Raw genomic sequence first — 11,540 nt, 5'->3', positions numbered from 1 at the left:
AGAGTAGGACGCCGCCGGACACAACCACACGAAGAAGGCCCCGCAGCCCCCACCAACACACGGTGGAGAGGCGCGGGGCCTTCCTCACGTTAACAACCCAACACCCACCCAGGCCCAGCCCGGCGCCGCCCCAGTCGACAGTTCGCACTCCGATCGGGGGGGAGGGCGAAGCACGGGGGCGGGGAGCTGTTCGCTCATCGCGTCACCACAGCCAGAGCAAGGGCGTTCCGGGTAGCCTCCTGAACAGGATGGAGGGTCTCGTGTCCGGTGCAGCAGCGCCCGGCCAGCCCTTCGACGTTTGGCAGCGGTCGGCCCCACAGGCGCCGCGCCTCGAGAATCTCGACAAGGAGCAGCGCGTGAGCCAGAGCCCCCGCCCCCAAGACGATCTCTACCGTTCCGTGAATCACAGTTGGTTGAGCGAGGCCAGCATCCCGGGTGACCGCGGCAGCTATGGTGCCTTCGAGATCCTGCGGGATCAGGCCGAGGCGGACGTGCACTCGCTCATCGAGGAGGCGGCCGCCTCCGGCGCCGCTGACGGCCCGGCCGGCCGCATCGCCGCCCTGTGGTCTTCGTTCATGGACGAGGCCGCCATCGAGGCCAAGGGCGCACAGCCCCTGCAGGCCACGCTGGCGCAGATCCGCGGCGTGGAGCATCTCGAGGACTTCGTCTCGCTCTCGGGAGAGCTCGCCCGCCGCGGCGTCTCGTCGTTCGTGGAGGTGGGCGCCAGCAGCGACGCGGGAAACCCCGACGTCAACCTTCTCTCCTTCCTCCAGAGCGGCCTCGGCCTGCCCGACGAGTCCTACTACCGGGAGGACTCCTTCGCCGAGATTCGCCAGGCTTACCAGGAGCACCTCACCCGCCTCTTCACGCTGGTGGGGGAGGGGGCCCCGGATGCCCAAGCGGACGCCGTCGTGCGCGTGGAATCGGCCCTGGCCTCCCATCACTGGGACGCCGTGAAGTGCCGCGACGCCGTAGCGCGATACAACCGCATGAGCGGCGACGAGCTCCTGAAGCTCGCCCCGTCCCTGGACGCCTGGCTCGCCGGTGCCGGCGTGGAGCGCCGCTACTGGGATGTCGTGGACGTGTGGCAGCCCTCCTTCCTGCAGGGCTTGCAGGAGGAGCTGACGGCCCAGGACCTCGAGGCCTGGAAGGCCTGGCTCACGGTGCAGTACGTGCGCTCGCGCGCCCCGTATCTCTCAAGCGACTTCGTGACCGAGAGCTGGAGCTTCTACTCCAAGACGCTCGGCGGCGCCACGGAGCAGCGCCCGCGGTGGAAGCGCGGCGTGGGCTTCGTGGAGGGCGGCGTGGGCGAGGACGTGGGCCAGCTGTTCGTGGCCCGCCACTTCCCGCCGGCCTCCAAGGAGCGCATGGATCAGCTCGTGGAGCAGCTGCTGGAGGCGTACCGGGTGTCCATCGAGCAGCTCGAGTGGATGTCCCCCGAGACCCGGGAACGCGCCCTCGACAAGCTCGGCAAGTTCCGCCCCAAGATTGGCTACCCGGTCAAGTGGATCGACTACTCCTCTCTCGTCCTGCACGCCGACGACGTGGTGGGCAACGCAGAGGCCGTGGCCGAGTTCGAGTTCCGCCGCGAGCTGCAGAAGATCGAGGACGGCGTGGACAAGGACCTGTGGTTCATGTACCCCCAGACCGTAAACGCTTACTACCACCCGCTGCTCAACGAGATCGCCTTCCCGGCGGCCATCCTGCGCCCGCCGTTCTTTGGTGCAGACCGCGACGACGCCGCCAACTTCGGTGCCATCGGCGCCGTCATCGGCCACGAGATCGGCCACGGCTTCGACGACCAGGGCTCGCAGTTCGACGGCGACGGCGCGCTGAACAACTGGTGGAGCGACGCAGACCGCGCGGCCTTCGAGGAACGCACGAACAAGCTCGTGGCCCAGTACGAGGCGCTGGTCCCGCCTGAGGCCCCCGAGCATCATGTCAACGGCAAGCTCACGCTCGGCGAGAACATCGGCGACCTGGGCGGCCTGGGCATCGCGTACAAGGCCTACAAGGCGGCGGTCGCCGCCCGCGGCGGGGACGCCGAGGACATCGTGGACGGCGTGAGCGGCGACGTCCGTTTCTTCGAGTCATGGGGTTCTGTGTGGGCCGTTCTCACCCGCCCGGAGACCATGGTCACGCGGGTGACCACGGATCCGCACTCGCCCGGCGAGTTCCGCGCCAACCAGGTCCCGAAGAACCTGGATGCCTTCCATGCCGCGTACGGCACCTCCGAGGGGGACGGCATGTGGCTTGCCCCCGAGGAGCGCGTCACCATCTGGTGACCCCCAGGACATAGCGCGACGCCGCCGTCCCCGTGTTGCGGGGGCGGCGGCGTCGCGCTGTTGTGACTGGTGCCCGGGGACCTCAGCGGCGGGCCACCTGAGCGTCCGAGGGCGGGGGATCGCCGCGGAAGAACGCGGCGAGCCCCGTGACGACGTCGTGCCGAACGGCCGGGATGGAGCCGTGCACGCCCTTGGGGGCGATCTCCAGCAGGGATCCGGGCACGGCCGCCGCGAGCGCCCGGGTGGTCGCCTGGAAGTACTCGGCGCTGCGCTCGCCCGTCATGAAGAGGGTGTCGGTGGGCAGATCGGCGAAGTCGGAGGCCGCCGCGCGCTCGCCGAGGGCCGCCTTGAGTTCGGCGGCCCCAGCCGGGAACACCGAGCGGGCCACGCGGGCCAGGGGCGTGCGCAGGCTGAGCGCAAGCACACCGGCCACCATCCAGGAGGGAGCCTTGGAGAGCGTGGGCGTGGCGCCAAACTCGCGGTCGGCCAGGGCCAGGGCGCGGCCGAGCTTGCCCTCGTCCACGAGGCGGGAGAAGTCCTCCACCCAGCGGGTGTCGAGCGAGCCCTCCACGTTGATGGCCGGGTCGTAGACCGCCGTGCGCGCCGGGACCAGGGCCGGGTCGTCGAAGTGGCGGTCGCCGCGGTCCTGGCCCGCGAAGGCCTGCACGGCGTTGAGCGTCACCGAGCCGCCGAGCGAGTGGCCAAGCAGGTGCCGCGCGCCGGTGGACGTGAGGACGGCGGCGACATCGGCGATCTCCGTGTCCATGGAGTAGCCCTCCGGCAGCGGGGAGGAGGCACCCTTGCCGCGGCGGTCGTAGACGTGCACGGCCCAGCCGCCCGGAAGGTTCTTCAGGAGGCCGGCCGCGAACGGCGCGTAGATCGCGGCGGGCAGGAAGGCCCCGCAGACCACCACGATGGAGTGTTCCGGGCGCGCGCCCGCGTGCCCGTGCGTGACGAGCCGCAGGGTTCCGCCGTCGGCGCTCGTGACGGTGCGACTGGGGTTCGGGCTCACTGCTCGGGCTCCTGCTCTGCGGGCCTCGGCCCGGCGTGGGTGGGGGTGGGGAAGGTCAGTCCGGCGGGGTGGCGCAGCAGGCCGCGCACCACGAGCCGGGCCAGCGAGGTCAGCGGCAGCATGACCCCGTTGTGCAGCAGGCCGGGCAGGCTCAGGTGGTCGATGCCTGGACGGGAGAGCGTCACGGCGGCGCTGGCGTCGTGGAAGTAATCGGGGGAGAGGCCGCCGTTGAGCATGAGCCCGCGGCGGGGCAGAGGGAAGGGGGCGGTCTGCTGCAGGATCGACTCCATCTCCCGCAGTGAGCCGGGCAGGGCGGCATACATGCGCCGGCCCACGGGCGTGGCGGAGCTGAGGGCGTGGCCAGCCACGCGCAGCAGCGGCAGGGGCAGGCGCGAGACGGCGCCGGCCGTGCCGAGGCCCTGCACCAGCAGCGCCCAGCCCTCATCCAGGGCGCCGGCGTCGACGAACTCGCGGAACTCGGGTTTCCACTTCTCCTGCAGCACGCCGCCCGGGTTCAGCGCGGCGTCGTAGGTGACCCACGGCCACGCATCGGGCGCCTGGCCGGCGGCGTACAGCGTCACCGTTCCGCCGTAGGAGTGGCCGAGCACCCCGCCGGCGCCGACGGCGGAGACCACGTGCACCAGATCGGCGGCCTCGGAGGCGAGCGAGTGTTCGGGCAGCTGCGGGAGCACATCGCTGCGCCCACGCCGGTCGTAGACGATCACCTCGCCGCCCCAGGCCCGCGCCAACAGCGGAGCGAAGGCGCGGTAGTCGCGCCGCGAGACGAGCGTCCCGTGCACCAGAACCAGCGGCGCTCGCCCCAGCGAGCGCCGCGGTGAGTGAACATCGGCACGCAACGCCACGCCGTCGGGCATCTGAATTCTGCGCCCGGTCCGCACCCCCATGAGCAGCACCATGTGCCCTACCCTACGACCCGCCCCGGGGCGGGCCCCGCGCCGGTAGAATGGTGAACCGTGAGCGCAGAGCAGACGATCGATACCCAGGCCGTGGACAACAACGACCAGCGTGCGGTGCGCATGGCCAAGCGTGCGGAGATCATCGCCGCAGGTGGCCAGGCCTACCCCGTTGGCGTGCCGCGCACCCATTCCCTCCTCCAGGTCCGCGAGCTGTGGGAGCACCTCGCCCCCGGCGAGGAGACCGAGGACGTTGTGGGCGTCGTGGCCCGTGTGGTGTTCCAGCGCAACACCGGCAAGCTCTGCTTCGCGACCCTCCAGGAGGGCGGCCCCGAGGGCGCCGGCACGCGCCTGCAGGTCATGCTCTCCCTCGCCGAGGTGGGCCAGGAGTCCCTGGACGCCTTCAAGCACCTCGTTGACCTGGGCGACCACGTCTTCATCAAGGGCCGCGTCATCTCCTCGCGCCGCGGCGAGCTCTCCATCATGGCCACCGAGTGGACCATGGCGAGCAAGGCGCTGCGCCCGCTGCCGGTGCTGCACGCCGACCTCAACGAGGAGACCCGCGTGCGCCAGCGCTACGCCGATCTCATCGTGCGTGACGAGGCCCGCGAGATGATCTACAAGCGCTCCAAGATCACCAAGGCCATCCGCTCCGTGCTGGACTCCCACGACTACGTCGAGGTCGAGACCCCCATGCTGCAGCTGGTGCACGGCGGCGCATCGGCCCGCCCGTTCACGACGCACATGAATGCCTTTGACCAGGACATGACGCTGCGCATCGCCACCGAGCTGTACCTCAAGCGCACCGTGGTGGGCGGCATCGACCGCGTCTACGAGATCGGCCGCATCTTCCGCAACGAGGGCGTGGACTCCACTCACTCCCCGGAGTTCACCACCCTCGAGTGCTACGAGGCCTACGGCGATCAGTTTGTCCTCGCCGCGCGCATGAAGGAAATGGTCCTGGCCGCCGCCGACGCGATCGGCGCGGGTCGTCAGATCGAGACGCCGGCCGGCACCATCGACCTGGACGGCGAGTGGAAGTGGCTCTCCGTGTACCCGGCGCTCTCCGAGGCCGTGGAGCAGGAGATCACCCCGGGGACCTCCGAGGAGGTGCTGCGCGGCATCGCCGAGCAGCACGAGGTCAAGCTCGATCCCAAGTGGGGCGCAGAGAAGATCGTCATCGAGCTCTTCGGCGAGATCGTGGAGCCCACGCTCCTGAACCCCACCTTCGTCTACGACTACCCGCCGGCCGCGCAGCCGCTGGCCCGCCCGCACCGCTCCAAGCCCGGCGTGATCGAGGCCTGGGACCTCATCATCGGCGGCATGGAGCGCGGCACGGCGTTCTCCGAGCTGATCGACCCGGTCATCCAGCGCGAGCGCCTCACGGAGCAGTCCCTCCTGGCCGCCGGCGGCGACGATGAGGCCATGAGCCTGGACGAGGACTTCCTGCGCGCGCTCGAGTACGGCGCACCGCCGATGGGCGGCCTGGGCCTGGGCATCGATCGCCTCGTCATGCTCTTCACCAACGTGGGCATCCGCGAGACCATCCTCTTCCCGCTCCTGAAGCCCGAGGCCTGACATGGCAGCCTTCTGGGACGCCGTCATGCCGTACGTGCAGGTGCTCCTGCCGACGATCGTGCTGGCCCTGCTCTTCTGGTTCGTCATGCGCGGCATCTTCAACGCCGATCGCCGCGAGCGCGAGGCGGAGGCCCGCGCCGACGCGCAGTACGCGGAGCTCCTGGCCGCCGCCAAGGCGCGGCGCCAGGGCTCGGAGGGGGCGGGCGGCGCGGCCGGTCCCGCCGGTCCCTCCGGTCCCGCCGGTCCCTCCGGTTCCTCCGAAGGGAACGACGGCGCCCAGGCCTCCTAGGCGCGTGGCGCGCCACGGCGCGTCCCGGCCGGCCCCGGCCGCGCGCCGTCGGGCGGTGGACGGACGGGTGCGCGTCCGACGCAAGCGAACGAGGGCGGGTGCCCTCCCTGTGAGGGAGGGCACCCGCCCTCGCCGTGCGCCCGGCCCGCGGCGCCCCGCGGGCGTAGAAGAATCTTTTCGACACAATTCTCATTCGACATTCTTTATTCCGCCGTACGGAGAAGTAAAAAACCGCATCAGCTCGCGGAAAACGAGTTTCCGACGCTGTCTTCATCTTTCGAGGGAAAGAAGCGGACAAGAATGCCCTTCCGGCAACGCGATGACACCGTGTTGATTAGTGGATAAGGTGCCGTTTGTCCACATGTTTTGTTGACAGTCTTCCTTCCTGTTCCTGTCATCGGAAGGCTGTTCCGCAAGAAGGAGAACGACATGGCGCGCAAGGTAGAGGTCTCGTTGATCGACGACATGGACGGCTCCGTCGCGGCCGACACCGTGAAGTTCGGCATCGACGGGCTGCACTACGAGGTTGACCTCTCGGACAAGCACGCGGATGAACTACGCGAGCTCCTCGCCCCCTACATCAAGGCCGGTCGCCGGGCCACGCCCTTCTCGGCCGAGGACGCCTCGGAGATCCGTTCCTGGGCGCAGAAGAAGGGCTTCTCGGTTTCCGATCGCGGCCGCCTGAATCAGGACATCATCAGCGCTTACCGCAAGGCCCACGGCTCGCGCTGACGTTCGTCGCGAACGGCCGCAGCGCCGACCGTTCGCCCCGTGGCGAACAGGCACCCACGCTGGGGCGCGACTGCGTAGCATCGAGAGCAAGTCAGTCGTAAGGAGTATGCGCATGTTCGAGAGATTTACCGACCGTGCTCGTCGCGTTGTTGTGCTCGCCCAAGAAGAGGCGCGCATGCTCAACCACAACTACATCGGGACCGAGCACATCCTGCTCGGCCTGATCCACGAGGGCGAGGGCGTCGCAGCCAAGGCCCTCGAGGCCCTCAACATCTCGCTCGGCGCCGTGCGCGAGCAGGTGCAGGAGATCATCGGCCAGGGCCAGCAGGCCCCCACCGGTCACATCCCCTTCACCCCCCGCGCGAAGAAGGTGCTGGAGCTCTCGCTGCGCGAGGCCCTGCAGCTCGGCCACAACTACATCGGCACCGAGCACATCCTGCTCGGCCTGATCCGCGAGGGTGAGGGCGTGGCCGCCCAGGTGCTGGCCAAGCTCGGCGCCGACTCGCAGGCCGTGCGCCAGCAGGTCATCCAGCTCATCTCCGGCTACCAGGGTGGCCAGGAGAAGGCCGGCGCAGGCGTGTCCTCCGGCGGCCAGTCCGAGGGCACCCCGGCCGGCTCCGTGGTCCTGGACCAGTTCGGCCGCAACCTCACCGCCGCCGCGCGCGAGGGCAAGCTGGACCCGGTCATCGGCCGCTCCCACGAGATGGAGCGCGTCATGCAGGTCCTCTCGCGCCGCACCAAGAACAACCCCGTGCTGATCGGTGAGCCCGGCGTCGGCAAGACCGCCGTCGTCGAGGGCCTCGCCCAGGCGATCGTGCGCGGCGACGTGCCGGAGACCATCAAGGACAAGCAGCTCTACACGCTTGACCTCGGCTCCCTCGTGGCCGGCTCCCGCTACCGCGGTGACTTCGAGGAGCGCCTGAAGAAGGTGCTCAAGGAGATCCGCACGCGCGGCGACATCATCCTCTTCATCGACGAGATCCACACCCTCGTGGGTGCCGGTGCCGCCGAGGGTGCCATCGACGCGGCCTCGATCCTGAAGCCCATGCTGGCCCGCGGCGAGCTGCAGACCATCGGCGCCACCACGCTGGATGAATACCGCAAGCACATCGAGAAGGACGCCGCGCTGGAGCGCCGCTTCCAGCCGATCCAGGTCGCCGAGCCCTCCGTGGAGCTCACCGTGGAGATCCTGCGCGGCCTGCGCGATCGCTACGAGGCGCACCACCGCGTCTCCATCACGGACGACGCACTGCAGTCGGCCGCCTCGCTGGCGCACCGCTACATTTCGGATCGCTTCCTCCCGGATAAGGCCGTCGATCTCATCGACGAGGCCGGAGCCCGCCTGCGCATCCAGCGCATGACCGCCCCGCCGGCCCTCAAGGAGATGGACGAGTCCATCGCCGAGGTGCGCCGCGAGAAGGAAGCCGCGATCGACGCGCAGGACTTCGAGGGTGCCGCCGAGCTGCGCGACAAGGAGCAGAAGCTCACCGCGGAGCGCGCCGACAAGGAGCGCGCTTGGAAGAACGGCGACCTGGACGATGTCGCCGAGGTCAACGCCGAGATGATCGCCGAGGTCCTCGCGTCCTCGACCGGCATCCCGGTGGTCCAGCTGACCGAGGAGGAGTCCTCGCGCCTGCTGAACATGGAGGACGAGCTGCACAAGCGCGTCATCGGCCAGGACGAGGCGATCAAGTCGATCGCCCGCTCCATCCGCCGCACGCGCGCCGGCCTCAAGGACCCCAACCGCCCCGGCGGCTCGTTCATCTTTGCCGGCCCCACGGGCGTCGGTAAGACCGAGCTGGCCAAGGCCCTCGCCGAGTTCCTCTTCGGTGACGAGGACGCCCTCATCACCCTGGACATGTCCGAGTACTCGGAGAAGCACACGGTCTCGCGCCTCTTCGGCGCCCCTCCCGGCTACGTCGGCTACGAGGAGGGCGGCCAGCTCACCGAGAAGGTCCGCCGTTGCCCGTTCTCCGTGGTCCTGTTCGACGAGGTGGAGAAGGCGCACGCCGACCTCTTCAACTCGCTCCTGCAGATCCTCGAGGACGGTCGCCTGACCGACTCGCAGGGCCGCGTGGTGGACTTCAAGAACACCATCATCATCATGACCACGAACCTCGGCACCCGGGACATCTCCAAGGGCGTCATGACCGGCTTCCAGTCGGCCACGGACGCCCGCACCGGGTACGAGCGCATGCAGGCCAAGGTGCAGGAGGAGCTGCGTCAGCACTTCCGCCCCGAGTTCCTGAACCGCGTGGACGACGTGGTGGTCTTCCCGCAGCTCACCCACGAGGAGATCGTGCAGATCGTGGACCTGTTCACGGGCCGCCTGCAGAAGCGCCTCGACGAGCGTTCCATGCAGCTCGAGGTCTCGCAGGCCGCGCGCGATCTGCTCGCGGACAAGGGCTACGACCCGTCCATGGGCGCCCGCCCGCTGCGCCGCACCATCCAGCGCGAGATCGAGGACGTTCTCTCCGAGAAGATCCTCTTCGGCGAGGTGCTGCCGGGCCAGACCGTTCACGTGGACGTCGAGGGCGAGGGCGACGATCGCCGCTTCACCTTCACCGCCACGGGCGGCCAGGGCCAGCTTGAGGGCGAGCTCTCGCAGGCCGCCATCCTGGCCGGTGCCCCGGCCGAGTCGGCCGATGGCCACGCCCCGGAGGCTGGCGCGGGGGAGTGATCCCCCTCGGTTTCTAGAGCACGACGACGGGCGCTCACCTCTTCGAGGTGGACGCCCGTTGCGTTGCGCCCGGGGAGGCGGGGGCGGCCGAGATGGTCCGAAAAACCGGCGTTGCGGGTGTTGCGGGCGGACCTACTGGTCAGTACGCGGACAAAAGGTGAGTGTCACACAGCGCCGCGCTGGGGGCTACGCGGGGGGCGTGCCGGGCGGGCGGTCCTAGCATGGGGGCATGGACAATACAGCAGGGATCACCATTCGCAAGGCGCGCTCGCAGGACGTCAACGCCATCCGATCCCTCGTGTCCCCCTATGCCGCCGAGCGCATCCTCCTGGAAAAGGAGGCCGTGGCCTACTACGAGGCCATCCAGGAGTTCCGGGTGGCCGAGGACGCCGAGGGCAACGTGATCGGCTGCGGCGCCCTGCACTGCATGTGGGAGGACATCGCCGAGGTGCGCACGCTGGCCGTGGCGCCCTCCACCCGCGGCACCGGGACGGGGCATCGCATCCTGCAGGCGCTGCTGCAGGACGCGCGCGAGCTGGGCATCCACCGCGTCTTCTGCCTGACCTTCGAGGTGCCCTTCTTCGAGCGCAACGGCTTCGAGGTCATGGCGGAACAGTCGGCCGTGGACCCGGAGGTCTTTGCCGAGCTGCTGCGCTCGCCCGACGACGGCGTGGCCGAGTTCCTGGACCTCGCGCGCGTCAAGCAGAACACCCTCGGCAACACGCGCATGATCACGACCCTGAGCTGAAAGCCCTTTCGCGCGGCGCCGGAAGGGACCGGGCAAAGCAAGACGTCGGGGGCTGCAAATACAATCAAGGGATTGGTTGTTTGTGTCGTTGAAAGCTTGAGTAGTGCCCTTCCCCCGCTCCCCCCGCCGTGCCCTCCTGCCCCTTCTTCTCGTTTCAGCCCTCGGTCTGAGCGCCTGCTCGGCCCTCGGTACCCTCCCGATCGGCGCCGACGGCGCCACGGGCTCCGCGACGGCGGGTGCCGCCACGGCGACCACCGCGCCGGGCGGCACGCCCGGCACCCAACCCAGCCCCGCGCCGTCGAGCACCCAGGCCAAGCCCGCGCCGTCGAGCACCGCGGCAGCGCCGAGCGTGAGCGCCCCGGCCAGCGTTGACGGGCGGCCCACCGTGGCCGCCGCGCTGAAGCAGATCCCGACCAAGGGCCGCGCCCCCAAGACGGGCTACGTCCGCACCGAGGTCTTCGGGGTCGCGTGGAAGGACGTGGACCGCAACGGATGCGACACCCGCAACGACATCCTGGCCCGCGACCTCACGGCCGTGAAGTACAAGCCGGGCACGCGCGAGTGCGTGGTGCTCTCCGGCGCCCTGGCCGAGCCATACACGGGCACGACCATCCACTTCGTGCGCGGCCAGGGCACGAGCCAGGCCGTGCAGATCGATCACGTCGTGGCGCTCTCCGACGCGTGGCAGAAGGGTGCCCAGGAGCTCACCCAGGCCCAGCGCGAGCAGCTCGCCAACGACCCGCTGAACCTGCTGGCCGTGGACGGGCCGAGCAATGCGCGCAAGTCGGACGGCGACGCCGCCACGTGGCTGCCGCCCAAGAAGAGCTACCGCTGCTCGTACGTGGCGCGGCAGGCGGCCGTGAAGCTCAAGTACGGGCTGTGGATGACGCAGGGCGAGAAGGACGCCATCACGCGCGTGATCTCCTCCTGCCCCACCCAGACGCTGCCGGCGGCCTAAGCGACCTTAGGGGCGCAGGGCGGCCAGGAACTCCTCCGGGGTCGTGACGGGCAGCGGCGGCTCGAGCTCGCCCGCGGCCTGCATGAGTCGGGCCGAGGCCGTCACGAGGGCGTCCGCCTGCAGGCGCGCCACGGCGAGGATCTCGGCGTCGGTGGGGTCGTGCCAGCCGAGGGTCTCGGCGATGGACCACGAGGTGGAGCGCGAGACGTCGGAGCGCAGCGCCGCCGTGCCCACGAGCTGATGCCCCTCCGGCGCGCTCAGGCCCTCCTCCAGCAGCAGGAGGGCGGTGGGCGCGTCCACGGCGAAGCGGGTCATGCCCGGCAGTCTTCCCCTTGAGCGGTGGT

10 protein-coding genes are annotated in these 11,540 nt (G+C 69.9%); 7 read left to right on the top strand and 3 right to left on the bottom strand.

Annotated features, from left to right (window positions below):
• Window positions 1–356 precede the first annotated feature (356 nt).
• On the top strand, window positions 357–2,285 hold the full coding sequence (locus DWB68_RS03310) for a M13 family metallopeptidase (protein ID WP_233548585.1): 1,929 nt from the start codon (window positions 357–359) through the stop codon (window positions 2,283–2,285).
• An 82-nt stretch (window positions 2,286–2,367) separates the two neighbouring features.
• Here the strand turns inward: DWB68_RS03310 and DWB68_RS03305 are convergent, their stop codons facing one another.
• Together DWB68_RS03305 and DWB68_RS16135 are read right to left on the bottom strand one after the other, a co-directional pair.
• Window positions 2,368–3,297, bottom strand: coding sequence for an alpha/beta hydrolase (locus DWB68_RS03305; protein ID WP_158588191.1), 930 nt, complete (start codon window positions 3,295–3,297; stop codon window positions 2,368–2,370).
• Window positions 3,294–4,214 carry an alpha/beta fold hydrolase gene (locus DWB68_RS16135; protein WP_158588190.1) on the bottom strand — a complete coding sequence of 307 codons (921 nt, stop codon included), beginning with the start codon at window positions 4,212–4,214 and terminating at the stop codon, window positions 3,294–3,296. Before DWB68_RS16135 ends, DWB68_RS03305 begins: the two co-directional genes overlap by 4 nt.
• Before the next feature lie 57 nt (window positions 4,215–4,271).
• Here DWB68_RS16135 and lysS point away from each other — a divergent pair, with 57 nt between their 5' ends.
• The 6 genes from lysS to DWB68_RS03275 all read left to right on the top strand — a co-directional run bounded on the left by lysS (window position 4,272) and on the right by DWB68_RS03275 (window position 11,196).
• On the top strand, window positions 4,272–5,789 hold the full coding sequence (gene lysS, locus DWB68_RS03300) for a lysine--tRNA ligase (RefSeq protein WP_267896919.1): 1,518 nt from the start codon (window positions 4,272–4,274) through the stop codon (window positions 5,787–5,789).
• Window position 5,790: 1 nt separating this feature from the next.
• The gene (locus tag DWB68_RS03295) at window positions 5,791–6,078 is read left to right on the top strand and encodes a hypothetical protein (protein ID WP_119423706.1); all 288 of its coding nucleotides are present in this window, start codon (window positions 5,791–5,793) and stop codon (window positions 6,076–6,078) included.
• Between the two features lie 429 nt (window positions 6,079–6,507).
• Window positions 6,508–6,810 (top strand): histone-like nucleoid-structuring protein Lsr2, encoded by a 303-nt coding sequence (locus DWB68_RS03290; RefSeq protein ID WP_119423705.1) that lies wholly within the window; start codon window positions 6,508–6,510, stop codon window positions 6,808–6,810.
• Window positions 6,811–6,922: 112 nt separating this feature from the next.
• Window positions 6,923–9,490 (top strand): ATP-dependent Clp protease ATP-binding subunit, encoded by a 2,568-nt coding sequence (locus tag DWB68_RS03285; protein WP_119423704.1) that lies wholly within the window; start codon window positions 6,923–6,925, stop codon window positions 9,488–9,490.
• 229 nt (window positions 9,491–9,719) lie between these two features.
• A complete protein-coding gene (locus tag DWB68_RS03280) occupies window positions 9,720–10,238 on the top strand; it encodes an amino-acid N-acetyltransferase (RefSeq protein ID WP_119423703.1) in 519 nt (172 codons plus the stop codon).
• 103 nt (window positions 10,239–10,341) lie between these two features.
• Entirely contained in the window at window positions 10,342–11,196 is an 855-nt protein-coding gene (locus tag DWB68_RS03275) for an HNH endonuclease family protein (protein ID WP_233548584.1), read from the top strand.
• Between the two features lie 6 nt (window positions 11,197–11,202).
• Here DWB68_RS03275 and DWB68_RS03270 read toward each other — a convergent pair whose 3' ends face one another.
• The gene (locus tag DWB68_RS03270; protein WP_199700365.1) at window positions 11,203–11,511 is read right to left on the bottom strand and encodes a hypothetical protein; all 309 of its coding nucleotides are present in this window, start codon (window positions 11,509–11,511) and stop codon (window positions 11,203–11,205) included.
• Between the last annotated feature and the right edge of the window lie 29 nt (window positions 11,512–11,540).

The sequence above is a fragment of the Galactobacter valiniphilus genome (genome assembly GCF_003575975.1).
Lineage (GTDB): Bacteria > Actinomycetota > Actinomycetes > Actinomycetales > Micrococcaceae > Galactobacter > Galactobacter valiniphilus.
Note: the sequence above shows the minus strand (reverse complement) of the source record. Positions and strands in the feature narration are given on the sequence as shown.